Here is a 24,619-nt window from a genome sequence, read left to right on the forward strand (position 1 = left end):
CCCCCCAAGGAAACGGTTCTCCCCATACGGCTTCGTGATCGAGGCGCGCGGGGAGAGTCAATGACCGGTTTCTTTCCCCTCCACCCGCCGGATGTGGACAAGGTGTGAACCGTTCATGTCGTTTTCGTGGGTGCGCCGAGTGCTGTGCGCCGAGTGCTGTGCGCCGAGTGGCTGTGCGCCGAGTGGCTGTGCGCTGTGTGCTGGGCGCTCACAGGTCCTGGGTCGGCCAGTCGAGGAGGCGGGCGCCGATGACGGCGGTCTGCAGGGTGTAGCGGTGCGCCGGGTCGGTGGGGTCGACGCCGGTGAGCTGGTGGATGCGTTCCAGCCGGTACGTCAGGGCGCGCACGCTCAGCGACAGCCGGCGGGCGGCCTGGGCCGCGACGCAGCCCGAGTCGAAGTAGGCGGCGAGCGTGGCCAGTGGGGGCTCGGCGCCGCCGCGGGCGCTGGTCAGCGGGCCGAGGACGGCCTGGACCAGGTCGGCCATCGCCTGCCGGTCGCGGGTCAGGACGGGGTAGACGAGCAGGTCGGCGGTGCGCAGCACCGGGTCGGCCAGGCCCAGCCGCTCGGCGAGTTCCAGGGAGCCCCGGGCCTCCTCGTAGGACTGGACGACGCCGCCGGGGCCGGGCTGCGGGCGGCCGATCGCCACCCGGCCGCCGCCGGTCGCGGTCCGCGCCTGCCGGGCGAAGACGGGCAGGATCTCGTCCCGGTGGCCGGGGGCGACACACACCAGCAGGCCGTCCTTGGTGGTCAGCAGCACCTCGCGGTCGCCGAACCGGGCGAGCAGCGTCCGCTCCACCGTCCGGGGCACCGGGTCGCCCTCGTCGTAGGCGACGGGGCCCTGGGCGACGGCGACGGCGTGGGTCTGCGACAGACGCAGGCCGAAGCGTTCGGCGCGCTGCGCGAGGCGGCCGAGGTCGCTGCGGCCGTAGAGCAGGTCGTCGATGAACTCCCGGCGGGCCGCCTCCTCCCGCCGTACGGCGAGCCGCTGGGCCCGCTCGTACCCCTCGGCCAGGGCGTCTATCACCTGCTGTACGGCGGCCAGGGTGCTGTCGGGGGAGCCGGGGGAGCCGGGCCGGACCGAGCGGGCGGCGGTCAGATGGGCGCTGACCAGGGCGCGCAGGCCGTGACCGGCGTCGGCGGCCCGTTCGCCGAGGGCGCGCCGCGACTCCAGCTCAGCCCGGGTCAGCCGACGGCCGGTGGCCGTGACCTCCGTCAGCAGCCGGGTGTAGCCGTCCAGGTACTGCTCGGGAATCTCCCCCGCCACCACGCCCCCCGCGTTCGTGTTCCGGCAACGAACCGGCGGTCAAGAATGCCCGGTCCGCACAGTGCGCGGCGGTGTTCGATTCTGGAAGATCTTCCCGTCGGCACCAAGCCAATCAATCATGGGGGAACGACAATGAGAGCTACCCGTGGGGCGCTCGCCCTCGCCGTGGGCGCGCTGACCCCGGCCCTGCTGCTCGCCTCGCCGTCCTTCGCGGCCACCGCCGCGGACGCGACGGCCGTCACGGCGTCGTCCTCGGCGTCCGCTTCGACCGCCGCCGAGGACGCGTCGCCGTACGACTCGATGACGGAGGAGGAGCTGCGGATCGCGGTGCTGCGCATCCTCGCCGACGGGAGCGCGGGCAAGGCGGTGCGCAGGGAGGCCCAGGAGGCGCTCGACGGCACCGCCGACGATCTGCGCGCCTTCCTGAAGACGGGCCTCGCGCTCGCCCAGGACGAGGACAACAAGGTGGCGATCGCGCGGCTCCTCGCCGCCCCCGGCAGCGGGAAGGCCGTCCGCCGGGAGGCCGGCAAGGCCCTCGACGGGACCGCCGCGGACCGGGTGGCCTTCCTGACGACCGGTTACCGGCTCGCCCAGGCCGAGGACGACCGGGTCGCCGTCGCGAAGATCCTCGCGCGCACCGACATCAGTGACGCCCTGCGCGCGGCGGCCCGGGCCGCCCTGGACGGCACCCCGGAGGACCTGCGCCACTTCCTCGAGGTCGGCCAGTACGAGGTCTAGTGCCGCGGCAGGCAACGTTCGCCCCGTCGCGACGCCCGGCACGCACTCTCGCCGCACCGGCCGAAAGCCCAAGTACGTCCAGTACGAGGACTTCCGGCCGGCACGCCGAGAGCACGCACCGGACGCCGCTCCTTGACGGGCAGACGTTGCCTGCCGCGGCACTGGCCGGGTGTCCGGCCGGATCGTCTAGCCCTGCTGCTGGGCGATGTTGACCAGCCAGGTGATGCCGAAGCGGTCCGTGCACATGCCGAAGACATCGCCCCACATCTGCTTGTCCAGCGGGACGGACACCTCGGCCCCGGCGGACAGCTTCTCCCAGTAGCCGCGCAGTTCGGCGTCGTCGTCGCCGCTCACGCTCACGGAGACGTTGCCGCCGGGGCTGTACTCCATCCCCGGCGGGGTGTCGGCTCCCATGAGGGTGAAGCCGTTCGGGGCCTCCAGCATGCCGTGCATGATCTGGTCCGCCTGCGGGGTGCCCGCCTGGCCGAACTCGCCGAAGGTGCTCAGCGTCAGCGTGCCGCCGAAGACGTCCTTGTAGTGCTCCAGCGCCGTCCGGGCGTCGCCGTTGAAGCTGAGGTACGGGTTGAGTCGCGAGGCCATCGCAACCTCCTGGGGAGCGAGAGGGGAACAGGGATGGTCAAACGGGACAAATGGTCACCGTGTGGAGCCTAGCGTTCCGCGAGCGTGTCGGCGACGAGGGCGTTGGCGTGGCCGTGCCCCAGTCCGTGCTCGGACTTCAGCCAGTTCACGAGTTCCATGTGCCGGGTCAGGGGTGCGGAGCGGATGAGGTCCTTCCACTCCGCGATCGGCCGGCCGTACTTCTTCTCGATGGAGGGGAAGTAGGAGGCGGGGCCCTTGGCTGCGGCGGCGGTCATGGTGGCGCTCCCGTCGGGGGTCGGTGGTGTCGCTCGTTCCGACCGGGGGACGGGAGGGAAGTCATCGGCAGGTGAATGTGATCTGCGTCACATCGCTAGGAGTGGTGGGGGGAGCCACCCCTGCTGGACGGCGCGCACCCCCGCCTCGAAGCGGCTGCGGGCACCGAGGCGGTCCATCAGCTCGGAGGCGATGCGGCGGGCCGTGCGGTGGGACACCCCGAGCCGCTTGGCGATCGTCTCGTCCGTGTGCCCCTCGGCCGGCAGCCGCAGGGCGGTCGCCTGCTGGCCGGTGAGGTCGCCCGTGTCCGGTTCGACCTGCGCGTACGTCAGCCTGCCGTCGGACAGCGTGCCGTAGATCGACACGTCGCCCGTGCACGAGGCGGCGGCCTGCGCGGTCCCGCCGGTGACGGTGACCAGCCCGAGGGAGAGCGCGCCGACGGCGAGGGCGGCGGAGGTACGGCGCACGGCGTTGCCCAGCGTCATGAGGGTGCTCCTGCGGTGTGTGAAGTCGAGCGGGCGCCGGCACACCCCGGCCCCGGACAGCTGCCCCGCAGGTGCAGCTGTGAGGGTTGGTGCGGGTGTGGCGCCCGGTGGCAGGAACTACTCTCGTCGCAGGTCACGGGGGTGGGAAGGGAGATCGGCTGGACGCAACCGGCCCTGGCCCGTTGCGTCCTGACGGGCCGTCCATGGCGCTCGCCGGCCCGGGGTCGCCGTCAGCGTGCGGGATGGGGCAGGCTGGGGGCCGTGAGCAACTCCAGTGACTCCCTTTTCGTCAAGATCTGCGGTCTGCGGACCGAGCGGGACGTCGACACGGCCGTCGAGGCGGGAGCCGACGCCATCGGGTTCGTGTTCTCGGCCAGCCCGCGCCGGATCGACGCCGCCACGGCCGCGCGGCTCGCCCGGCGGGTGCCCGCGCACATCCTGACGGTCGGCGTGTTCCGCGCCGAACCCCTCGACGACGTACGGTCCCTGGCCGTCGAGTCCGGCGTCCGGGCCGTCCAGCTGCACGGCCCGGAGGACCGGGGCTACTACGACGAACTCGCTGCGGGCGACTGGACGCTGATCCGGGCCGCCGCCTTCGGCGACTCCGTGCCGCGCTGCGGGGAACTCGGCGAGGACATGCTGCTGCTCGACGCCCCGGTGCCGGGGTCCGGGGTCGCCTGGGACTGGTCCCGGTGGACCCCGGCCGGCTCCGGGGCGAAGTGGCTGCTCGCCGGCGGGCTCACCCCGGACAACGTCCGGGACGCCGTCGCCGCCACCCGGCCCTGGGGCGTCGACGTCTCCAGCGGGGTGGAGAGCAGCCGGGGCGTGAAGGATCCCGCCCTCATCACGGCCTTCGTGAAGGCGGCCCGCGGCGGCTGAGGGCGGTAATCCCCGGGCGTCAGCCCAGGGCTCGGGCGGCCATGTCCGGGAGGTCGCTCGTCATGCCGTCCGCTCCCCAGCCGGCGACCTCCCGGGCCGCCGACGCGGTGTTGACCACCCAGGGGACGGTCTCCAGCGGCTTGCCGTGCGCGCCCTTGAGCGCGTGCACGGCGGCCACGAAGTCGCCGGAGACCTGCCGGTAGTCGGGGTTGACCTGGTCGGCGTAGGCCGCGTACCCGCGCAGGGCCGAGGCCGACGGCCGTGCGGTGACCAGCACGGACGTCTTCAGCTCCGGCCGTTTCCGGTGGATCGTCCGGACGGCGTTCGTGCCGAAGCTCATGACGGTCAGCCGGTGGTCGACATGGCTGCCGTCCAGCCAGCCCTTGCGGGCGAGCACGTCGAGGATGTCGCCCTCGATGCCCGGATGCAGGTCCGGCTGCTTGATCTCCAGCAGCAGGCTCTGGCCGTTGCGGTCCAGCCGGTCGAGGGTCTGGCCGAGGGTCGGGATGCGGGTGCCCGCGAACCGGGCCCCCATCCAACTGCCCGCGTCGAGCCGGGCCAGTTCGGCCGCGGTGAAGTCGCCGACGGGGCGGTCCGCGCGGGACGGGAACACCGACTCGACGTTCGTCGTCCGCCTGAGGTCCCGGTCGTGCAGCAGGACCAGCTCACCGTCCCTGGTGCGCTGCACATCGGTCTCCACCCAGTCGATGCCGAGCGCGTCGGCCTTGTCGAAGGACGGCAGGGTGTTCTCCGGCGCGTACCCGGCGGCGCCGCGATGGCCGCTGATCCGCGGGCGGTTCTCGGCGGCTGCGGCGGCAGCGGTGGCCGTGGCGGTCGGGACGGCCGCGGGGACGAGCAGGAAGGCGGCGGTGCTCAGGGCGACGGCGGTCGCGGCTGCGGTGCGTGAGCGCATGGGGGTTCCTTTCGCCGGCCCCGGCGGGGGACGGCAGGCAGTGGGGCACTGAACTCGGACGCCCTCGACGCCCTCGACGCCCTCCGGAACCGGGTCCGGACGCGCGCGTCGCCGCGCCCGGAGGAGAGGCGCAGAGGAGGGGAAGAGGGGGAAGGGGCAAAGGGTGCAGGGAACGAAGGGGAGAGGAAGTGGGGACGGCGAGCCCCGCCCGATCACCGCGGACGGATGCCCGGCCCCGGGCCCCTTCACGTCCGAGTCTGGTCGCGCCGCGAGCCCGGCGCCGATTCTTGCTGGTCCGATCGAGGCGGCCGGGTGCCCCGGGGCCGCCCGCACCGGCTCCCGGACAGGGACGGGACGGCCGTAAGGTGGAGGCATGGCAGCAACTGAGACGGCGCTCGGGGACCGGCTGCGGCTCGCCGGCGGCGACGCGATGTGCCCGCAGCGCGGCGCCCTGGAGCACCTCACCAGCCGCTGGGGCACCCTCGTCCTGATCGCGCTGCTCGACCGCCCCTACCGCTTCAGCGAACTGCGCCGGGAGATCGGCAGGGTCAGCGAGAAGATGCTGACCCAGACCCTCCAGACGCTGGAACGCGACGGCATGGTCCACCGCGACGCCAAGCCGGTGATCCCGCCCCGCGTCGACTACTCCCTCACGGACCTCGGCCGCGAGGCCGCCGAACAGGTCCGCGCCCTCGCGTGCTGGACGGACCTGCGGATGGCGGCCATCGAGAAGGCCCGCCAGGAGTACGACGCGGCGAAGGCCTGAGGCCGCGGCGGCCGGGATCTCCTGCGGGGGCGGGCCGACCGGTCAGTTTTGGAGAAGCCTCCCGCACCGGGTCGCGGCTAGCGTGAAGGCCATGGACATCACCATTCACACGACCTTCCTCCCGCACGACGACCCGGACGCGTCCCTGGCGTTCTACCGCGACGTCCTCGCCTTCGAGGTCCGCAGTGACGTGGGACAGGGCAAGATGCGCTGGATCACGGTCGGCCCCGTCGGGCAGCCCGGAACGTCCATCCTGCTGGCCCCGCCCGCCGCCGACCCCGGCGTCACCGAGGCCGAGCGCCGCACCATCGCCGAGATGATGGCCAAGGGCACCTACGGCTGGATCCTGCTCGCCACCCCGGACCTCGACGGCACCTTCGAGAAGGTCACCGCCGGGGGCGCCGAGGTCGTCCAGGAGCCGACCGAGCAGCCGTACGGCATCCGCGACTGCGCCTTCCGCGATCCCGCGGGCAACCTGATCCGCATCCAGGAACTGCGCTGAGCCGTAGCCGAGAAGGGGGGTCCGCCATGTGTCACCCGGGATGGCGGCGCGCGCTTCTCGCGGCGCGGCGCCTGAGCGACCTCGCGCGGCTGCGCCGGGTCCGGGACCGGATCGACCGGGAGTACGCGCGACCGCTGGACGTCCTGGCGCTCGCCGCCGCCGCGGACATGCCGGCCGGGCTGCTCAGCCGTGAGTTCACGCACGCCTACGGTGCGTCACCGTACGCCTACCTGCTGAAGCGTCGTGCCGAACGCGCGACGGCCGCCGGGCTCTGCCGAGAGCCCGGGAGAGGAGACCGGTCATGAAGGAGACCCAGACGTACGACGGGTTCACCCCGGAGGAACGCGCCGCGATGAAGGAGCGCGCGAAGGAGCTCAAGACGTCCGCGCGGCGCGGCTCGCGCGGCGCCAAGGCGGACACGGAGGGTGAGGTCCTCGCGAAGATCGCCGAGATGCCGGAGGCGGACCGGGCCCTCGCCGAGCGGATCCACGCCCTCGTCCGGGCGGAGGCACCGGGTCTCGTGCCGAAGCTCTGGTACGGGATGCCGGCCTACGCCCGGGACGGCAAGGTCGTCTGCTTCTTCCAGAGCGCGCAGAAGTTCAAGTCGCGGTACGCCACGCTCGGCTTCAACGACGCGGCGCGCCTCGACGAGGGCGGCATGTGGCCCACGGCCTTCGCCCTGACGGAGCCGACCGCCGCCGACGAGGAGCTGATCGGCGCGCTCATCAGACGGGCGGTGGGCTGAGAAAGGCCGGAGCGCGAGGAGGGGGCGGGAGCGAGGACGGTCAGGAGCGAGGGCGGTCAGGAGCGGGCCGTGGTGGGTTCCTCGGCCGGGCGAATCGCGGGACGGGCCGGGGCCTGCCCGTTCGACGCGAAAGCGGAGCCCGGCAGGGCAAGGGCGGTGAGCTGTCGGGCCACGGCCGGGACGCGGGCCGCGCGGTACAGGACCACGCAACCGAGGTAACCGCCCAGCGTGTTGACGAGCAGGTCGGTGGTGTCCGTCAGCCGGGCGTTGTTCACGACGACGTACATCAGGAGCTGGGTCAGCTCGATCGCGAGGCTCACCGCGGCGGTGACGGCGGTGACCCGCCCCTTGGAGCCGATCCGGGCCGTCATCAGCGGGAGCAGCACGCCGAGCGGCATCGTCAGGATCACGTTGGCGACGATGCTGGGGTCGGGGCTGGGCGCCGGGATCCAGTTGATCTGGTTGGTCCAGGGCATCAGGTTGGCGTACTCGCCGTAGGTCACGACGATCGGGAAGAGCGTGAGGGTGAGGACGCCGACCGCGTACCCGGCGGCCAGTATCCGGGTCACCGCGTGCCGCCCGGTCCAGCCGGCCCGGCCCCGCCGTGCGCGCAGCGCCACCAGCAGGCCGAACGCGGCCAGCAGGGGCCCCAGCACGGTCGTGGCACCGATCTCGAAGTGGACGTTGCCCATGGTGAACTCCTCGGCGGGGAAGGGTGGTTGCCGGATGACGTCCGGCGGTCACGCTCACCCTCCACCGGCGCACCGGGGCGACGGATCTTGCGAAAGTCCGATCTTCCGCGGAGCACTACGACTTTTGGCCGACCCCGCGGCTACGCTCCCGGCATGAAGTCCTGGCGATGGTCCCCGCCCCTGCCCCGGTCCCTGCCGCGGCAGGTGGCGTGGGTGCGGGCGGCGGTGTGGCCCGTGGTCCTGGTGCTGCTGCTCGGCCTCGGTGCCTTCGACTATGTGATGGGCGCGTTCGGCCGGCTCAGCCACGCCTTCGGCCGGCCCGACGCCGACACGACCGGCCCCCTGGTGCTGATCTCCGAGCTGGTGTCCTGCGCCGCCCTGCTGCTCTGGCCGCGCCTCGGCGCCCGCCGGCTGCCGCTCGTGACGGGTGCCGCGGCGGCGCTGTCGCTCGCCACCTCGGCCGCCGTGCAGATCGTCGCGGGGCTGGAACACGGGCTGGATTCCTACACGCCCGTGGAGTCGGTGGTCGCCTTCGCCGAACCGGCCGCGCTGCTGGGGTTGCTGACGCTGACCGCCTGGCGCGGCACCCCGGGGCGGGCGGCGCTCGCCGCACCGCTGTGCCTGGCGGCGATCGTTCTGCGCCCGCTGGCCGCCGAGGTCGATCTGGGCAGTGTGGTCCTGGCGTTCTTCTTCATGCTGGCCGCGACGGCCGCCCTGGCGACCGGGCTGACCGCGCGGCTGGTCGTCGCCGACCGGCGGCGCCGGGAGACCGCCGTACGGCTGGAGCAGCGCGCGGAGTTCGCCCGGGACCTGCACGACTTCGTCGCCCACCATGTGACCGGCATCGTCATCCAGGCCCAGGGCGCCCGCTCCGTCGCCGTACGGCGGCCCGACCTGGTGCCGCCCGCGCTGGAACGGATCGAGCACGCGGGCGCGGAGGCGCTGAAGTCGATGAGGGCGATGGTCGGGATGCTGCGCGAGGCGGATCCGCAGGAGCCGCGCGGGCGGGACGTGGCGCTGGCCCCGCTGGCCGGGATGGCCGAGGTGCGGGCCCTGGTCGAGGAGTTCGCGCCGGTCGGCGGCGGCCGGGCGGTGCTGCGGACGGAGGGGGACTTCGAGGAGCTGCCGGTGGAGGTGGTGACCACGTTGCACCGGGTGGTGATGGAGGCGCTGACCAACATCCGCAAGCACGCCCGTGACGTCACCGAGGTGGAGGTCCGCCTGGTCCGGTCCGGGCCGCGGGTCACCGTGACGGTGAACGACGACGGCCGGCCGCGCGGCGGCCACCAGGCCGTTCAGGCGCTGGGCGGCGGCTTCGGGCTGAAGGGGCTGGCCGAGCGGGTGGGCATGGTCGGCGGCCGGGTGGAGGCCGGTCCCGCGCCGGGCGGGGGCTGGCGGATCGAGGCGACGCTGCCGGTCGGCGAGGGCCCGGACGGGGACGGGGACGGAGCCGTGGACCGGTCGGCGGGCCGGGTCGTGGGGAGCGCCGCATGACGGGCCGCGCGCCGATCCGGGTGCTGATCGCCGACGACCAGGCCATGGTCCGCACCGGTTTCGAGATGATCCTGGCCGCCGAGGACGACATCGAGGTCGTCGGCCAGGCGGCGGACGGCCTCCAGGCGGTGGAACTCGCCGAACGGCTCCGGCCCGACGTGGTGCTGATGGACATCCGTATGCCCCGGCTGGACGGTCTGGAGGCACTGCGCCGGCTCACCCGGCCCGGAGTGGTCGACCCGCCCAAGGTCGTGGTGGCCACGACCTTCGACGACGACGAGTACGTCCACCGCGCCCTCGGCGACGGCGCCTGCGGCTTCCTGCTCAAGGACTCCGGCCCCGCCCTGCTGGTCGAGGCGATCCGGGCCGCCGCCTCCGGGGAGGCCCTGGTCAGCCCGTCGATCACGCTGCGTCTGCTGCGGGGCGTCCCGGGCCGGGCCGCCGCCGGCCGCTCCCGCCCGGCCCCGGACCCCGGGCTGTCCGCCCGGGAGACGGACGTCGTACGGCTGGTCGCGACCGGCCTCACCAACGCGGAGATCGCCGCCGAACTGTGCATCTCCGTGGGCACGGTGAAGACCCACCTGGGCAACGTCCAGGGCAAGCTCTCCGCCCGCAACCGGGTGGAGATCGCCGCGTGGGCCTGGCGGTCGGGGGTCGTGGCGGAGTGATGGCGGCCCGCCCCCTCAGCCCGTTGCCTCAGCTCGTGGGCGGGGCCGGGGGCTGGTGCGGGGGAGGCGGGGGCTGCTGGGCGGGCGGGTAGGACTGGGCCGGCGGGTACGGCGGCTGCGGGGCCTGCGGGTACGCCTGCGGGACCGGCCCGGTCGGCCAGGGCTGCGGGTACGGGGCGGGAACGGCGGCGGGGGCGGCGGCGGGGCGCCGGGTGTTGAGCACGGTGAGGACGGTCGCGGCGAGCCCCAGCACACAGGCGGCCGTCAGCAGGTAGAAGCCGGGGCCGAAGGTCGTGGACCGGGCGCCGGTGTCCCACTGGGTGTCACCGACCGCGGAGACCGCCACCGTCAGCGTCGTACCGAGCAGCAGCACCGCGCCGGTGACACCGAGCACCCGGACCAGTGGCTGTCGGCCGCCGGAGCCGGTCAGCAGCAGGACCCCGGCGGCGACGGCGAGAAGGGCGCCGACGAGCAGCGGGACGCCGTCGAACTGCGTGACCGATTGGGACTTCTGCCCCGGGACCGAGGTGGTGTACGACCATGCCTTCGCGACGGTCCGGTAGACCGCCGCGCTGCTGCTGCCGCTGCCGATGGTCTCCTTCGACTCGTCCAGCGTGGTGAAGGAACCGGTGAGGGCGAGGGCCGCGCCGACGAGCAGCAGCCCGCCGGAGACCCGGTCGGCGGCCGCGCCCGGGTCCGCCGGCGGGCCGGGCGGTCTGCCGTAGGGGCCGGGCGGGGGCACATAGGGGCCGGGTTGCGTCGGTTGTGTCATCTGCCGATCGTAGGGAGCGGGGTTGGCGATGATAAGACCAACAACACCTGTTTCGAGGAGAGTTCAGCGCTGTGCGGCCGGTGCCATCGGCCCCGCCGCCCGCAGGTGCCGGGCCAGCCGCGCCGGATCGGCGCCGTCGCGCGCCGCGAGCTCCCGGGCGAAGGCGGCGTGCCGGATCTGCCGGGAGGACGGGGTCTGGGTGCTGAGCACGACGTCGCGGGGCAGCTCGGGCAGCCGGTAGCGGCCGGTGCCGCCCGAGCCGGGTTCGCCCTCCCAGACCAGGATCCGGGCGGTCACGGCCGCGTCGATCAGCGGCAGCAGCTGGTCGGGGGCCAGGCCCTGGACGTCGGCGAGGAGAGCGAGGTCCAGCCATTCGCCGTCGGCGGCGGCGTAGGTGAGCATGGTCCGCGCCGGATCGGGCAGGTCGACCAGGCGCGCGTGGAGGATGTTGCGGACGGCGGCCGGTACCTGCGCCTCGGGGCCGGTGCGCCGGCCGGGCGGCAGTTCCATCAGCTCGGCCAGCGCGAACGGGTGGCCCTCGCAACGCCGGTGCAGTGCCGCCGCCTCCTCCGGGCCGGCGCTCTCGCCGCGTGCCGCGAGCAGGTCGGCCACGTCGTCGGCGGTCAGCGGGTCCAGGGTCAGCCAGGTCGCGCCGATCAGGGCCAGGTCGGCGAGGAGCATGCTGGACACCGGGGCGTCGGGGTTGCGCAGGGTGCACACGAACACCACCGGTGCCTCGCGCAGCACCTTCGCGAGCCGCCTCAGCAGCCGGTGGAAGCCCTGCGGCGCCTGGTCGAGGTCGTCGACGACGACCAGCGTGGGTCCCTGGGTGAGTTCGTCGACGACCGTGGCGAGGGGGTCCTTCTGCGCCTCCTCGTCCTCGGCGGAGTCCTTGCCGTCCTGGCGCAGCGCGTCCAGGAGCTGGACGGTGGGGCAGGTCTGGGAGATCCCGCGGTTGCCGCTGAGGGCCTGGCCGGCCCGGGTGCGGGCGACGGTGAACCCGGCCGACGCGGCCCAGGCGGACAGCTCGTCCGTCAGCCGGGTCTTGCCGGAGCCCTGCTCCCCGGTGATCACCGCCCAGCGGGGGCGGCCCGCGGTCGCGGCCGACAGCAGCGCGGCCAGCTGCTTCTGCTCTTCCTGCCGGCCCACGAACGGGGTGGCCTCGGCGGTGGCTGGGGCCGGGTGGCCGCACGCGGAGGCGAAGTCCGGCCCCAGGGCGAGAGGGGCGAGAGGGGCGACGGAGGGGGCGGTGACCGGGTCGGCCGACTGCTGGGTACCGAGGACGACGACGTCGTGCCGCAGGATCGCGGTGTGCAGGTCCCTCAGCTGGGGACTGGGGTCCAGGCCCAGCTCCGTGGCGAGCATGTCGCGGAACCGCTCGTACTGGCGCAGCGCCTCCACCGGCCGGCCGGCCGCGTACAGGGCGCGCATCAGCAGCGCCCAGGACGTCTCCCGGAGCGGGGCCTTGAGGACGAGGCCCTGCGCGACGCCGATCGCCGGTTCCGTCTCGCCCTGCTGGACGAGGATCGCGGCCTGGAGTTCCTTGGCGTCGTGCAGGGCGCCGTCGAGCCGGGTGCGCTCACGTATCGCGAAGGCGTGCTCGGTGGCCTCGGCCAGTGCCTCGCCGCGCCACAGCCCGAGCGCGGCGTCGATCTCCTGCCGGGCGGCGGGCAGCTGGCGGTTCCGCAGGGCCTCGCGGGCCCGGCTCACGGACTCCTCGAAGAGGGCGGTGTCCCGGGCCCCGGCCGGTGCCTTCAGCGCGTACCCGGCGGGGCCGCTGACCAGCACGGTGGAGCGGCCCTGCCGGACCGGGTCGAGGACCGCGCGCAGCCTGCTGATGTGCGCGCGGACGGAGGAGGCGGCGCCCGTCGGCCGGTCCGTCGGCCACAGATCGCGGCAGAGGGTGTCCTGCGAGACGGGCCGGCCGTCCTCCAGAAGGAGACGGACGAGCAGCAGCCGGCGCTGCCGGGGGCCCAGATCGAGGGAAACGTTGCCTTTGAGCACCTCGACGGGACCGAGCACGCCGAACCGCAGCTCCTGTCGTGAGTTCACCGGGTGGGCCCTCCTGGGCGGCGCTGGAAGTGAAGGGGCCTCGCCGAACACGGCATCGGGGCATGCAGGGTACGCGATGGAGTCAACCAATGGTTCGTTGCTCGGCTGTTGTCCGTCTGTTGTCAGGGGTGGCACCGGACGGCGGTCTCCTGCTACGGAATGGCCCTGTTGTTCTGCTGTACTGGAGAAATTGTCGGATGCCGGGAGCGCCGGAACATCGACTCGGAATCGGATCTCTCCGCGGGTGGTCTGCAACCGGAGATAGAGGCTGGGACTACTCCTCCGGTCGTAGCCCCAGCACTCTTCGGAAAGGGCGTCAATTCCCGACAACGGATCGACAATCCCCTTGCAACGGAGGGGAGTTGAGGGCTTGGTCGACGCCTGTACGATCCTCGTTCCGCACACGGATCCGGACTTCCCGATCCAGCTCCCCGATCCAGAAGGAACCCATGAGTAAATTGACGTCTGCCGTCGCCGGCGCGGTGATGGCCTTCGCCGGAATGGCCGGGATGATGAGCACGCCGGCCCAGGCGGCGACGGGCCTGGAATACGTGGCCCTGGGTGATTCGTACGCCTCCGGGGTCGGTGCGGACTTCTACGACAGCGCCAGCGGCGACTGCAGGCGCAGCAGCCTGAACTACCCGGCCCTGTGGTCCGCCGCGCACGGCGACTACACGCTGAAGGACGTCTCCTGCAGCGGTGCGACGATCCCGGACGTGCGCGACAAGCAGCTGTCCGCGGTGACCGCCGACACGGATCTGGTCACGCTCACGGTGGGCGGCAACGACGCCCAGTTCACCTCCGTGGTCCAGGCCTGCCTCACCCAGAGCGACAGCTACTGCGCCACGGCCGCGCAGTGGATGTCGGTCTACGCCCGCGGCCAGATGGTCACGGAACTCGCCACGCTGTACAAGGACATCAAGACCAGGGCGCCGCAGGCCCGGATCATCGTCCTCGGCTATCCGCAGGCGCTCTCCTCGACCGGGACCTGCCCCGTGATCGACCTCAGCTCCGCCAAGCGCACTGCCATGAACGGGCTGGCCGACGCGCTGGCCGAGGGCACCAAGGCCGCGGCGGCCAAGGAGCCGGTCGAGTTCATCGACATGCGCGACACGTTCCAGGGCCACGGCGCGTGCGGCTCCGACCCGTGGATCAACAACCTGAACGCCGGGACCGCGGTCTTCCACCCCACCCTGGCGGGCTACCTGGCGGGCTACGACGCGCGGCTCAACGAGGTCACGGGCGGCTGAGCCCGGGCCGGACCGAGCACGGACGAACCCCCGGGCCACCGACCCGGGGGTTCGTTCCTCGTCGTGGCGTCAGGCCGAGAACAGCGTCAGGCCGAGAACAGCGTCAGGCCGAGAACAGCAGCCGCCAGGTCAGCGGGCCGGGGGTGCCGTCGGCGTCGCCGCGCAGTTCCTTGCGGGACTTCTGGAAGTCTCGGACGTTCAGCCGGTCCGCCTCGCCCCAGCTCTTGCCCGGGCCGACCTTGTAGTGGTCGCCGAAGCCGCGCTTGACCAGCTGCTTGCCGAGCTGGAGAACATAGGCGTTCGCCGCCCCGGGCACGAAGTACTTGCGCCCCGGGAACGCGGGGACCTTCGGCTTGGCGGGGGTGGCCGGCTGCGTGGGGTCGTCGTCGCCCACGTCCAGATCGGCCTTCGCGTACTTCAGGATCCTCGCGAAGTCGATCGCGCCGGGGTCGCCGTGGACGTTCTCCGGCACGTGCATGTGCCCGCAGACACCCTTGAAGCCCGACCACTGGGCGCCCGTCATCCGCCGGCCGCCGCCGTTGCCGTACGACGTCGGATACGCGGGCCAGGTCTTCGGGCCGGACAGCGCGACTCCGTGCTCCTCGTGCATCCAGGCCAGGAAGCGGGCGACGCCCTGGAGCGCCCAGTCGGGGGCGTCCGGCCAGTAGACGTGCGCATGTCCCGCGGCCTGCCACTTGGCGTGGGTCTCAGGGTCGCAGGTGCCGGTCAGTTCGACCTGGCAGACGTTCAGGGTGTTCGTCTCGACGCCGCCGCGCAGGTTCACCAGGGCCCGGGAGGAGGTCTCGATGTCGAAGTGCTGGTACCACTTCAGCTTCTTGGCGGCGAGGTCCGGGACCGCCGTCAGGTTCGGCGCGACGGAGCCCCCGTCGTAGCCGGGCAGGGTGTAGCCCTCCGTGGTGTGCAGGACGACCACGTCGACCTGCATGGCGTCACCGCCGAAGTCGTCCTGGTACCAGTTCGCCCGGCTCGCGCCGGGGTATCGCTGAGGGCCCGTCTTGGTGCTCATCGCAGACTCCTGGGTGAGTGCGTCCTCGCTCGGCGCCGGAAGGCGGGTCGAGTCGGGGCAAGCAGTCAACCAACGGTCCGTTGCACAGGTGTTGTCGTGTGTTGCCGCCCGGTTGTCCGGTCCTCGACAGTGGACGCGATCACCGGCCACGAGAATGGAGAGGACGGTTCTGACGTGGAGAGCGAAGTGGACCTGGACCGCGCCCTGGACGTCGCGACCGAGCTGGCGGCCTGGGCCTCGCAGACCATCCGGGGCGCCCGCACCACCGCCGTGCGGCAGAAGGCGAGCCCCGCGGACATCGTCACCGACACCGACGAGGCCGTGGAGCGGCACGTCCGCAGCGTGCTCGGCGCGGCCTTTCCCACCCATGGCATCGTCGGCGAGGAGTACGGCACCACCGAAGGCGCCGGCTCCGCCCCGAGCTGGGTGGTCGACCCGGTCGACGGTACGTCCAACTTCGCGCACGGCATCGGCTGGTGCTCCTTCTCCCTGGGCCTGGCGGCCCCCGACGGCACCCCGCTGCTCGGCGTGGTCGCGGATCCCTGGCGCGGCGAGACCTTCACCGCGGTCCGCGGCGGTGGCGCCCGGCTGAACGGCGTCCCGGTCCACGCGGCCGACCACACCACGCTGACCGGCCATCTCTTCCTCACCGAGTGGGCGGCCCACGCCCACTGGCCCGGCCTGGACGCCCTCCTCGCCGAACTCTCCGCCCGCCACTGCACGGTCCGCGTGATGGGCTCCACGGCCCTGTCCCTGGTCCAGGTGGCCGCGGGCCGCGCGACCGCGGCGGCGATCGGCGAGTTCCACCACGTCGACGGCCTCCCGGCCCTCCTGATCGCCCAGGAGGCAGGCGCCGTCGCCCTGCCCGTCCTCCCGGCCTACGACGAACCCCTCCTGCTCACGGCACCCGGGGCAGCGGAGGAAGCGGCCGGACTGTGGCGGGAGGCGGGCGTGGGGGCGCGCCGGCCGGGGTGACCCGTCCGGGCCGACCCACGCCCGGCGAGCCTCGTGTGCGGCGCCCTGGCCAGGGCCTGTCGTCCGGATCGGGTCGCAGGACAGCGACGGGATTGCTCGGCGCCGGTGAGCGGGGTCCGGTGCGTGCAGCCGCGAGGCGGAGGAGGGCGTCGACGCGATGGGGGCGGTCTGATCCGGACGGCAGGCCCTAAGCCCCCGGGGCCCGGAACGTGACCTGGCGGCGGGTGGCCTCGTCGATCTCCTCGGTGGTGAGGAGGGGGGTGGCGCGGGTCTGGAGGCCGCCGCTGGCCTTGACGGCGAGGGCGACCGCGGCCATGTCGACCCGGTCGGGGAAGTCCACGATCAGGATGGCGTCCATCTCGCCGAAGGCGAAGTAGACGGCCTCGACCGAGCCGCCGAGGCCGCCCACGACCTGCTCGACGGCGGCGCGCCGCCCGCTCGCACCCTCCCTGAGCAAGCCCTTGGCACCCTCTTGTGTGTAGGTCGCCTGGATGAGGAACTTCGGCATCGGGACGCTCCCTGACCCTCGCTTGTCCGGTACGGATACACACAGTGCCCTTCCCTCCGGCACCCGGCCCGTCCTCCACCGGGCGCCGGATTCACCCGGTGGCAGCCGCGGCGCCGCCGCGCTCGCGGAACCGGCCCTCCTGACACGCGGTCCCGTCGGCGACGGGCGGCGTGTCATTCTTCGTTCGTCCATGTGTCGGAACCCCGGCACCCTGTTCGACATCAAGCAGGTGGACAGGGCATGGCGCACGGATGACACGGGGGCTACGCGGTGCACAGGTGGATCAGGGGGACGGCGCTGGTCTGCGCTCTTCTCGCGACGGGCGCCACGACGGGGTGCGGGGCCGAGTCCCGGGCGGACGCCCGGCCTGCCGCGTCCTCCGCGACTTCCTCCGCTTCTTCCTCCGTACGGCACTCGCAGCCGTCCCGCGACGACAGGCGTGATGCGCGGGCGGCCGTCGAGGCCGCCTACCGCACGTGGGGTCTCAAGCCGCTGGCCGCCCCGCCCGCCCCGCCCGCCGTCAAGCCGGTGAAGCTCCGGGCCGACGGCGGTCAGGTGCCGGTGATCAGCGAGATACCCACCCAGGAGAAGATCGTCTTCCTCACCTTCGACGACGGGGCGGAGAAGGACCCGGAGTTCGTGACGATGATGCGGGAGCTGAAGGTCCCCTTCACGATGTTCCTGACGGACGCCGCCATCCGCGCCGACTACGGCTACTTCAAGAAGCTCCAGGCCCTCGGCAACGGCGTCCAGAACCACACGCTGACCCATCCCGACCTGCGCACCCTCGGCGCGTCCGCCCAGCGGCAGGAGATCTGCGGCCAGCAGACCAGGCTGAAGGACGAATACGGCACCGCACCGCGGCTGCTGCGTCCGCCCTACGGCAACTGGAACGAGGACACCCGCGCCGCCGCGGCCTCCTGCGGCCTCGAGGCGATCGTCCTGTGGCGCGAGTCGATGCAGATCAAGAACATGCAGTACCAGTCACCCACCGGGAAGCTCCACCCCGGCGACATCATCCTGGCCCACTTCCGCGGCCCCTCCGAGCTCAAGGGCACGACGATCACCGAGATGACGGCGAACCTCCTCCGCCACATCCAGGAACAGGGCTTCACGGTCGCGGCTCTGGAGGACTACCTCTAGGGCCCCGGACCAGGTGTCCCCCGGCCCCGTCCACTCCGCCGGCGAGTGGCCGAATGCACCGGCATCCAAGCGCACCCCGGGTTTGTCCTACAGGGCAAGTCACTTGCCCGAAAGGGAAGTTCACCGCGCCTGGAGGATCCGATGCACCGACGCCTCGTCATCGCGGCCGTCACCGTCGCCCTGTGCGGCACCACACTGGCCGGCACCGCCACGTCCGCTTCCGCCACCACCGCGGCGCCCGCCGTCGACTGCCGCAGGGTGAAGTGCGTGGCGCTCACCTTCGACGACGGGCCGGTCGCCGACACCCAGCGGCTGCTGCGGATCCTGAAGGAACAGAACGTCCAGGTGACCTTCTACCTGGTCGGCAAGAACGTCCAGCGGTACCCGTCCACGGTGCGCGGCGCGGCGGCGGCCGGCCACCAGATAGGCAACCACAGCTGGGACCACGCCGACCTGACCAGGCTGGGCAGCGCGGCGGTCAAGTCGGAGATCTCCCGCGCCGACACGGCGATCAAGCAGGCGACCGGCAAGAAGCCCACCACCTTCCGCGCCCCCTACGGCGCCCACAACGCGACCGTGCGCGCGGCCGCCGGCCGGCCGCTGGTGCACTGGAGCGTCGACACCCTCGACTGGAAGTACCGCGACACCGCGAGGCTCATCAGGGTCGTCAAAGCGGACACCCGGCCCGGGGACATCGTCCTCATGCACGACATCCACAAGACGACCGTCGACGCGGTGCCCGGCATCATCAGCGGCCTCAGGGCCCGCGGCTTCCACTTCGTGACCGTGGACCAGCTCTTCGCACCGAACAGGCTGCCCTCCGGCAAGGTCACCTACCACAACCGCGGCGCCTACCGGCCGTGATCCACTCACCGCCCCGAGGGACGGTTTCCGGCCTTGGTCGTCCTTGCTCCCGCCGCTGGCTCAGGCGGGCTGCCAGAGCTCGATCCGATGCCCCTCGGGGTCGGTCACCCAGCCGAACCGCCCGACGCCCTCCATGTCCTGCGTCTCCCCGGCCACGTCCGCCCCCTTGGCACGCAACTGCGCGAGCATCGCGTCCAGGTCGCGGACCCGGAAGTTGAGCATGGTCTGCTGGGTTCGGGCCCCGAAGTAGTCGGTCCCGGCCTCGAACGCCGCGAACACCGTCGGCCCGGCCTCCTGGCTCCACACACCGTTCTCGTCGGCGTCCAGCCCCAGGCACTCGCGGTACCAGGCACTCAGACCCACCGGATCCGCGGCCCGCACGAAATACCCACCGATCCCCAGCACACGTTCCATACCGCCATCCTGCCAGCGGGTGAGGGATCCGTGCGTGTCCCGGGGGAGGGCCGCCGGGGCGGGACCCCACACTGATTTCCCTACGGAAGATACTTTCGCGAACTTCTATTGTAGACCCCGCGAGGTACCGCTTTCGGGGCACGCGGATACCCGAACAACCGGCATCTCACTCTCCGACGGGCCTCGTTAGACGGTTGTGACACACACTGAAATGCCTACAGTCGGAAACCGCCGCTCGATCATCACGTTTCCTGTGAAATCAGATGAAGGGAATGCCTTCTTCGATGATTGTTCGGACCTGCTCGCCGATTTTCTGAGAAGTATGAGTCACATCGAGAGCGAGTATCTGCGGGCGATGGCCGGACTGTAGGACCTGTGTGATGGATGGCTTTTACAACGAAGAGATCTCCTACGACCCCTCGTTCACCACGATCGAGATGCAGTGGGATCCTGCCGAGGAGTTGGCCCAGCTGCTGTCCGGGGGGTCCGGGGCGAGCCCCGACCCGAGACCACCCCTCAGACCGCCCGGCCGGGCCGGCCACCGGAAAATGCGACGGCACATCCATGCCGAGCCCGGCCGGATGCCGGAAAACCGGCGGAACGCGCATGTCACGATCCTGATCGCGACGATCTCGGTGTGCGCGGTCGGCATGCTGGGCTGGTCGTTCACCTATTCCTACGCCCAGCTCCGCGGCACCGCGTCCGCCGTACTTCCGGAAAGGCTGGCGCAATGGTGGCCGCTGACGGTGTACGGACCGTGGCTGGTGGCCGCCCTGTCCGTCCTCCGGGCCACGGTCCAGGGGCGGAGCGCGCGGGGTTCCTGGTGCGTTCTGCTGGGCGCCTCGGCGATGGCGGTCAGCCTGTGCATCAGCCACGCCTCGCATTCCCTGCTCTCGCTGGTCATCTTCGGAATTCCGCCGATCACCGCCCTGGTGTGTTTCTGGGAGATCGTCGGCCAGGTCTCGCCCAAGATGGCCAAACCCCGGCACGCCGCCGACGAACGCCCGCGCTGGGCGGCCCACCGGGCGAACATCGCCTGACGGCGCACCGCCCCCGGGCCGACGCCCCGGGGGCGGTGCGTTCCACCGGGCGCGGCCATGGCGGCAGCGGTTGCTACCTTCACTCTCGTGCCGAGTGAGGAATCCGGCCCGACCGCGCGGTCCGCCCCGGCCCGGCAGATGTGGCCGCTCTACGCGGCGGGGTTCACCACCGCCTTCGGCGCGCACGGCGTCGCCGCCAGCCTCGGCGCCCACACCGGCGACGCGGCCACCTCCCTGCTGGTGCTCGGCGGGCTGCTCGCCCTCTACGACGGTGCCGAGGTCGTCCTCAAGCCGCTGTTCGGCAGCCTCGCCGACCGTATCGGCGCCCGCCCCGTGCTGCTCGGCGGGCTCGTGGCCTTCGTCGTCGCGTCCGCGTTGTACGCCGTCGCCGACAGCCCCGGCTGGCTGTGGGCCGCGCGCCTCGGGCAGGGAGCCGCGGCCTCCGCCTTCTCGCCGTCCGCCTCCGCACTGGTCGCCCGGCTGAACCCGGCGGCGAGATGGGGGCGGGCCTTCGGCAGCTACGGCTTCTACAAGTCCCTCGGCTACACCTTCGGCCCGCTGCTCGGCGGCGTCCTGGTGTGGGCCGGCGGGCTGCGCCTGCTGTTCGCCGTCCTCGCGGTGCTCGGCGCGGCGGTCGCCGTCTGGGCCGGGCTCGCCGTTCCCGTCGTACCGCCGCTGCCCAAGGCCCGGCAGACCGTCCTCGACCTGGCCCGGCGACTGGCCGACCCCGTCTTCCTCGCCCCCACGGCCGCCCTCGCCGCGGCGACCGCCGCCCTGTCGGTCGGCGTCGGGTTCCTGCCGGTCTCGGGCCGCGCCGCCGGGCTGGGCACCGTGGCGACCGGGGCGGCGGTGTCGGTGCTCGCCGGTTGCGCGGCCCTCGTCCAGCCGCGTGCCGGACGCGCGCTGGACGACGGGCGCCTCACCACCCGGACCGGCCTCGCCGCGGGGCTGTCGCTCACCGCCGCGGGGCTGGCCGGCGCGACGGTGCCGGGGCTGACCGGGATCCTCCTCGCGGCGGTGCTCATCGGCACCGGCACCGGGCTGATCACCCCGCTCGGCTTCGCCGCGCTGGCCGCGAACACGCCCGCGGAACGACTCGGACAGACCATGGGCGCGGCCGAACTGGGCCGTGAACTGGGCGACGCGGGCGGTCCCTTGCTCGTCGCCGCCGTCGCCTCGCCGACCACGCTCACCTACGGCTTCGCGGCGCTCGCCGCACTGATCGCGGCCGTCGCCACGGCGGCGCTCGTCCGTCGTCGCCCGCCGCCGGTCAGATGAGTCCGCCGCGGATGGCGTACGACACCGCCTGTACGCGGTTGCGCAGCCCGAGGCGGATCTGGGCGGCGGAGAGGATGTTCTTGATGGTGCGCTCGGAGTAGCTCAGCTCGGCGGCGACCTCCGACAGGGTGCGGCCCTCCGCCAGCAGCCGCAGCACGTCGATCTCCCGGCTGTTGAGCCCGGAGGCGCTCAGCCCCCGGGGACCGAGGACCTCGCGCTGGATGCGCTCCAGCTCGTCCAGCAGTCCGCCCTGGACGGCCGAGGGCAGAAACGCCCGCCCCGCAGCGACGTCGTGCACCGTCCGCACCAGCGCCGCGGCATCCACCTCGGCCCGCCACAGCACCGCCCGGATCCGGGGCTCCGCGGCGACCGGACCGGCGTGGCAGCCGCCGCTCACCAGCAGGACGAAGCGGCTCCCGGCCGGTGCGGGCAGGCCACGCAGCAGGTGCAGCACCGAGGCGTCGACCGCCGCGGCCGCGACCACCACGACCTCGGCCTCCCCCAGGGCCGTCGGAGAGATCCGCGGGCACTCCGCCAGCCATGTCCGCAGACCGGTGCCGGTGAGCGGATCCGCGGCGTGGACGGCCACCCGGAAGGTCCTCACCGTGCTCGACTTCTCCGAGCTCACCCGTGGAGCCGGGCGAGCAGACCGGGGTGGTCGGCGAGGGCCTCGGTGAGGAATCGCTGCGCGAGGGGTGCATGGCGTTCGGTGTCGACGCTGCCCCAGTCGATCCCGCCGAACGGCGGCCGGGGGTCGTACTCGATCTGGAGCTGTATCCCGCGTGCGGTCCGCTCGTCGGTCATACGGGCCACGAGGTGGAGTGCCATGTCGATGCCCGCGGAGACGCCGGCGGCCGTGAGACAGGGCCCGTCCTCGACCCAGCGTTCGGCGACCGGAGTCGCCCCGAACGAAGCGAGCAGGTCCCGGAACATCCAGTGGGTGGTGGCGCGGCGGCCGTCCAGCAGCCCCGCGGCGCCCAGCAGCAGGGAGCCGGTGCAGACGGAAGCGACGATCTCGGCGTCCGCCGCGGCCCGGCGGAGGCGGTCGAGCAGGTCCTGGTCCGCCATGGCCGTCAGCGTGGGGACCAGACCGCCGGGCACCACCACCGCGTACGGGTCCGGGACCTGGTCGAAGGTGGTGTCGGGGAGTACGGACAACGGGGTGTCGGTCTCCATCGTCCGACGGCTCTCGCTCATGACCACGACCCGGAAGCCGTCGTGGGCCGCTTGCAGCGCCGAGAAGACCTGCAACGGTCCGACCAGGTCCAGGAGCGTGAGGCCCGGGTAGGCGACGAAGGCGACGGTTCGCGGCGGCCGGGTCGTCTGCGGAGTGTCGGTGAGGGAAATGTCGTGCTCCCAGGTTCGGGGTTGCTCGGGGCGGCGGTGGGGCCGGAGCCGCTCGGGGGTACGGCCGCGGACCGGCCGGGGAGCGGCCACCCGGTCGGTCCGCCCGCGCAAGGCGCGTCCGGCAGGCCCAGATTCCCGGGCCGCCCCGGAACCGGCAACCAGCCCGCCTGTGCCATGTCCGGAATCCTGTGATCCCTGGCAGCCGGACGGGCTGCCGTACGCTCTGACCTGTGACGGAGGCGGCGCACCGAGTGGTGATCATCGGATTCGAGCAGGCGGCCCTGCTCGACATCGCCTGTGTCAGCGACACCCTCGACGTGGCCAACCAGCACGGAGCCGACCCCCGTTACGACGTCCGGCTCGCCTCCCTGCGCGGCCGGCCCGTGCGCGGCTCGAGCGGGCTCGCCCTGATCGGCGGCACCCCCGTCGAGCGGTTGCGGGACCCCATCGGCACCCTGGTGGTCGCGGGCGGGCTCGGCCACCTGGAAGCGGCCGGGAACACGGAACTCGTCCACCACGTACGCCGCTTGGCGGACCTGAGCGGCAGAGTGGCCTCGGTGTGCACCGGCGCGTCGGTGCTCGCCGCGGCGGGACTGCTGGACGGCCGGCAGGCGACCACGCACTGGGCGACCGCCAGCGATCTCGCCGACGAGTACCCCGCGGTCACCGTCGATCCGCGTCCGTTGTTCATCGTCGACGGCCCGGTGTCCACCTCGGCGGGCATGACCAGCGCGCTCGACCTGACCCTGGCCTTCGTGGAGGCCGATCACGGTCCCGAACTCGCCCGGTCCGTGGCCAGGTTCCTGGTGACCTATCTGCAGCGCCCGGGAAACCAGTCCCAGGTGTCCATGTACGTGAAGGATCCCGCGCCGGACCACCGGGTGCTGCGCGAGGTCGTCCGGCACATCACCGCGCATCCGGACGGCGACCTGACCACCCCCGCCCTGGCCGCGCGGGCCGGCCTCAGCGAACGGCACCTCTCCCGGCTCTTCCTCGACCAGCTGGGCCGCTCACCGGCCCGCTTCGTCCGCGCGGCCCGCACCGAGGCCGCGGCCCGCCTCCTCGAAGGCACCGCCCTCCCGCTGGCGGCGGTCGCCCGGCGGTGCGGGTTCGGCTCCACGGAGACGCTGCGCCAGGCCTTCCAGGACCGCTACGACATCTCACCGTCCGTCTACCGGCTGACACTGCGGCGGCGGGCCGGGCTCCCTCGCGGAACCGCGCCCGGCTGACGGCGCGCAGGCCGGTCGTTCGTGCTACTGGTCCGCCGGGAAGAAGCCGGTCGTGTACATCGTGTCGCAGGGGCCGGTGGCGGCCTCGAGCCGGCGCAGGGAAATGTTCAGCGCGTGCAGAAGGGCCAGTGTCTGACGGAAATTACCCGGCCAGCGATTTTCGGCCGCGGCCTTCCTGTACACGGCGGCATCCATGTGGATGGTCCGAGTCAGCCGCGGCACCGTGAATTGCCGGACGAGTCGATGCTCGGCCGGCGTGTGCGGTTCTTCCATGCCCATCAGTTCGATGGTCCGGCACCACAACACGACGGGGGCGTCGAGCACTTTCATCTCCCGGGCCACGTCATGCGGTGACATGCCCAAGCGCAGGCGGGCGGAGGGAGAGGGAGTTGGCTGCGCGGAACAACGGTCGATCCATGCCTCGGTGCTTCCGTGAGGTGCGGGACGGGCTGAGACTAGGGCCCAACTCGCCGGTAGGCAGCGCCGCTTGCGGAAGCTCTGCGCGGTCGGACCCTCAGGAGCTGCCCTTTCGAGCACCCGCCCGGTGTCACCCGCCACCCCCACCCGACCCGGCGGACGGGCGAGGTCCGGTACCGGGGAAAAGTTTCTCCGGAGCACCGAACCTCCCCCGGGAATTGCCCCTCTTCAGAGGTGCAGGCGCGCACTGACCTCGCGCGCCGATTCGTATGCGAGGGGAATCC

At 72.7% G+C, this 24,619-nt stretch carries 27 protein-coding genes and 2 pseudogenes; 15 read left to right on the forward strand and 14 right to left on the reverse strand.

The window, feature by feature from the left end; all coding sequences use genetic code 11:
* Positions 1-208 precede the first annotated feature (208 nt).
* A complete protein-coding gene (locus AQJ64_RS40375; protein ID WP_055631289.1) occupies positions 209-1,267 on the reverse strand; it encodes a PucR family transcriptional regulator in 1,059 nt (352 codons plus the stop codon).
* Positions 1,268-1,396: 129 nt separating this feature from the next.
* On the opposite strand from AQJ64_RS40375, the gene AQJ64_RS40380 reads away from it, so the two are divergent.
* Entirely contained in the window at positions 1,397-2,002 is a 606-nt protein-coding gene (locus AQJ64_RS40380; RefSeq protein ID WP_055631290.1) for an ALF repeat-containing protein, read from the forward strand.
* Positions 2,003-2,188: 186 nt separating this feature from the next.
* Here AQJ64_RS40380 and AQJ64_RS40385 read toward each other — a convergent pair whose 3' ends face one another.
* The 3 genes and pseudogenes from AQJ64_RS40385 to AQJ64_RS48680 all read right to left on the reverse strand — a co-directional run.
* Positions 2,189-2,602, reverse strand: a complete 414-nt coding sequence (locus AQJ64_RS40385; protein WP_055631291.1) for a VOC family protein — start codon at positions 2,600-2,602, stop codon at positions 2,189-2,191.
* Between the two features lie 68 nt (positions 2,603-2,670).
* The gene (locus AQJ64_RS40390) at positions 2,671-2,877 is read right to left on the reverse strand and encodes a DUF4287 domain-containing protein (protein ID WP_055631292.1); all 207 of its coding nucleotides are present in this window, start codon (positions 2,875-2,877) and stop codon (positions 2,671-2,673) included.
* Positions 2,878-2,964: 87 nt separating this feature from the next.
* Positions 2,965-3,174: pseudogene (locus tag AQJ64_RS48680) on the reverse strand (response regulator transcription factor); the annotation flags it as partial.
* 447 nt (positions 3,175-3,621) lie between these two features.
* On the opposite strand from AQJ64_RS48680, the gene AQJ64_RS40400 reads away from it, so the two are divergent.
* On the forward strand, positions 3,622-4,239 hold the full coding sequence (locus AQJ64_RS40400) for a phosphoribosylanthranilate isomerase (RefSeq protein WP_055631294.1): 618 nt from the start codon (positions 3,622-3,624) through the stop codon (positions 4,237-4,239).
* 19 nt (positions 4,240-4,258) lie between these two features.
* Here the strand turns inward: AQJ64_RS40400 and AQJ64_RS40405 are convergent, their stop codons facing one another.
* Complete coding sequence (locus AQJ64_RS40405; RefSeq protein WP_055631295.1) at positions 4,259-5,152, reverse strand: glycerophosphodiester phosphodiesterase; 894 nt, start codon at positions 5,150-5,152, stop codon at positions 4,259-4,261.
* A gap of 373 nt (positions 5,153-5,525) precedes the next feature.
* Between AQJ64_RS40405 and AQJ64_RS40410 the strand changes: the two genes are divergently transcribed.
* The 4 genes and pseudogenes from AQJ64_RS40410 to AQJ64_RS40425 all read left to right on the forward strand — a co-directional run bounded on the left by AQJ64_RS40410 (position 5,526) and on the right by AQJ64_RS40425 (position 7,165).
* On the forward strand, positions 5,526-5,918 hold the full coding sequence (locus tag AQJ64_RS40410) for a winged helix-turn-helix transcriptional regulator (RefSeq protein ID WP_206189585.1): 393 nt from the start codon (positions 5,526-5,528) through the stop codon (positions 5,916-5,918).
* Positions 5,919-6,009: 91 nt separating this feature from the next.
* Positions 6,010-6,420, forward strand: a complete 411-nt coding sequence (locus AQJ64_RS40415; protein WP_055631296.1) for a VOC family protein — start codon at positions 6,010-6,012, stop codon at positions 6,418-6,420.
* Between the two features lie 26 nt (positions 6,421-6,446).
* A pseudogene (locus tag AQJ64_RS40420) lies at positions 6,447-6,683 on the forward strand (AraC family transcriptional regulator); the annotation flags it as partial.
* Positions 6,684-6,721: 38 nt separating this feature from the next.
* Positions 6,722-7,165, forward strand: coding sequence for an iron chaperone (locus AQJ64_RS40425; protein WP_055631297.1), 444 nt, complete (start codon positions 6,722-6,724; stop codon positions 7,163-7,165).
* Positions 7,166-7,221: 56 nt separating this feature from the next.
* Here AQJ64_RS40425 and AQJ64_RS40430 read toward each other — a convergent pair whose 3' ends face one another.
* The gene (locus AQJ64_RS40430) at positions 7,222-7,857 is read right to left on the reverse strand and encodes a VanZ family protein (protein WP_055631298.1); all 636 of its coding nucleotides are present in this window, start codon (positions 7,855-7,857) and stop codon (positions 7,222-7,224) included.
* Between the two features lie 153 nt (positions 7,858-8,010).
* Between AQJ64_RS40430 and AQJ64_RS40435 the strand changes: the two genes are divergently transcribed.
* Both AQJ64_RS40435 and AQJ64_RS40440 read left to right on the forward strand, forming a co-directional pair.
* A complete protein-coding gene (locus AQJ64_RS40435) occupies positions 8,011-9,351 on the forward strand; it encodes a sensor histidine kinase (protein WP_055631299.1) in 1,341 nt (446 codons plus the stop codon).
* Positions 9,348-10,019: a response regulator gene (locus AQJ64_RS40440; RefSeq protein WP_059203447.1), complete on the forward strand. Its 672-nt coding sequence runs from the start codon at positions 9,348-9,350 to the stop codon at positions 10,017-10,019. The genes AQJ64_RS40435 and AQJ64_RS40440 overlap by 4 nt, the downstream gene beginning before the upstream one ends.
* A 28-nt stretch (positions 10,020-10,047) precedes the next feature.
* On the opposite strand, the gene AQJ64_RS48690 is transcribed toward AQJ64_RS40440, so the two are convergent.
* A complete protein-coding gene (locus AQJ64_RS48690) occupies positions 10,048-10,791 on the reverse strand; it encodes a hypothetical protein (protein WP_059203448.1) in 744 nt (247 codons plus the stop codon).
* Positions 10,792-10,854: 63 nt separating this feature from the next.
* A complete protein-coding gene (locus AQJ64_RS40450) occupies positions 10,855-12,843 on the reverse strand; it encodes an ATP-binding protein (RefSeq protein WP_059203449.1) in 1,989 nt (662 codons plus the stop codon).
* Positions 12,844-13,292: 449 nt separating this feature from the next.
* Between AQJ64_RS40450 and AQJ64_RS40455 the strand changes: the two genes are divergently transcribed.
* A complete protein-coding gene (locus AQJ64_RS40455) occupies positions 13,293-14,093 on the forward strand; it encodes an SGNH/GDSL hydrolase family protein (RefSeq protein WP_055636365.1) in 801 nt (266 codons plus the stop codon).
* A 103-nt stretch (positions 14,094-14,196) separates the two neighbouring features.
* Here AQJ64_RS40455 and AQJ64_RS40460 read toward each other — a convergent pair whose 3' ends face one another.
* Entirely contained in the window at positions 14,197-15,120 is a 924-nt protein-coding gene (locus tag AQJ64_RS40460) for a peptidoglycan-binding protein (protein ID WP_055636366.1), read from the reverse strand.
* Between the two features lie 174 nt (positions 15,121-15,294).
* On the opposite strand from AQJ64_RS40460, the gene AQJ64_RS40465 reads away from it, so the two are divergent.
* A complete protein-coding gene (locus AQJ64_RS40465; protein ID WP_055636367.1) occupies positions 15,295-16,095 on the forward strand; it encodes an inositol monophosphatase family protein in 801 nt (266 codons plus the stop codon).
* A 187-nt stretch (positions 16,096-16,282) separates the two neighbouring features.
* On the opposite strand, the gene AQJ64_RS40470 is transcribed toward AQJ64_RS40465, so the two are convergent.
* Complete coding sequence (locus tag AQJ64_RS40470) at positions 16,283-16,603, reverse strand: GYD domain-containing protein (protein WP_055636368.1); 321 nt, start codon at positions 16,601-16,603, stop codon at positions 16,283-16,285.
* A gap of 270 nt (positions 16,604-16,873) precedes the next feature.
* Here AQJ64_RS40470 and AQJ64_RS40475 point away from each other — a divergent pair, with 270 nt between their 5' ends.
* Complete coding sequence (locus AQJ64_RS40475) at positions 16,874-17,746, forward strand: polysaccharide deacetylase family protein (protein WP_055636369.1); 873 nt, start codon at positions 16,874-16,876, stop codon at positions 17,744-17,746.
* A 141-nt stretch (positions 17,747-17,887) separates the two neighbouring features.
* On the forward strand, positions 17,888-18,610 hold the full coding sequence (locus AQJ64_RS40480; RefSeq protein WP_055636370.1) for a polysaccharide deacetylase family protein: 723 nt from the start codon (positions 17,888-17,890) through the stop codon (positions 18,608-18,610).
* Between the two features lie 60 nt (positions 18,611-18,670).
* Here AQJ64_RS40480 and AQJ64_RS40485 read toward each other — a convergent pair whose 3' ends face one another.
* Complete coding sequence (locus tag AQJ64_RS40485; RefSeq protein ID WP_055636371.1) at positions 18,671-19,024, reverse strand: VOC family protein; 354 nt, start codon at positions 19,022-19,024, stop codon at positions 18,671-18,673.
* A gap of 380 nt (positions 19,025-19,404) precedes the next feature.
* Between AQJ64_RS40485 and AQJ64_RS40490 the strand changes: the two genes are divergently transcribed.
* Positions 19,405-20,064: a DUF2637 domain-containing protein gene (locus AQJ64_RS40490; protein ID WP_055636372.1), complete on the forward strand. Its 660-nt coding sequence runs from the start codon at positions 19,405-19,407 to the stop codon at positions 20,062-20,064.
* A gap of 138 nt (positions 20,065-20,202) precedes the next feature.
* Positions 20,203-21,342, forward strand: a complete 1,140-nt coding sequence (locus AQJ64_RS40495) for an MFS transporter (protein WP_055636373.1) — start codon at positions 20,203-20,205, stop codon at positions 21,340-21,342.
* Here the strand turns inward: AQJ64_RS40495 and AQJ64_RS40500 are convergent.
* Positions 21,335-21,946: a helix-turn-helix transcriptional regulator gene (locus AQJ64_RS40500; RefSeq protein WP_063788804.1), complete on the reverse strand. Its 612-nt coding sequence runs from the start codon at positions 21,944-21,946 to the stop codon at positions 21,335-21,337. The genes AQJ64_RS40495 and AQJ64_RS40500 overlap by 8 nt on opposite strands.
* A 20-nt stretch (positions 21,947-21,966) precedes the next feature.
* Positions 21,967-22,800 carry a DJ-1/PfpI family protein gene (locus AQJ64_RS40505; RefSeq protein ID WP_240512788.1) on the reverse strand — a complete coding sequence of 278 codons (834 nt, stop codon included), beginning with the start codon at positions 22,798-22,800 and terminating at the stop codon, positions 21,967-21,969.
* 140 nt (positions 22,801-22,940) lie between these two features.
* Here AQJ64_RS40505 and AQJ64_RS40510 point away from each other — a divergent pair, with 140 nt between their 5' ends.
* Positions 22,941-23,918 (forward strand): GlxA family transcriptional regulator, encoded by a 978-nt coding sequence (locus AQJ64_RS40510; RefSeq protein WP_079062231.1) that lies wholly within the window; start codon positions 22,941-22,943, stop codon positions 23,916-23,918.
* Positions 23,919-23,942: 24 nt separating this feature from the next.
* Here AQJ64_RS40510 and AQJ64_RS40515 read toward each other — a convergent pair whose 3' ends face one another.
* Positions 23,943-24,242, reverse strand: coding sequence for a hypothetical protein (locus AQJ64_RS40515; RefSeq protein ID WP_055636376.1), 300 nt, complete (start codon positions 24,240-24,242; stop codon positions 23,943-23,945).
* Between the last annotated feature and the right edge of the window lie 377 nt (positions 24,243-24,619).

Source organism: Streptomyces griseoruber, assembly GCF_001514205.1.
Classification (GTDB): Bacteria; Actinomycetota; Actinomycetes; order Streptomycetales; family Streptomycetaceae; genus Streptomyces; species Streptomyces griseoruber.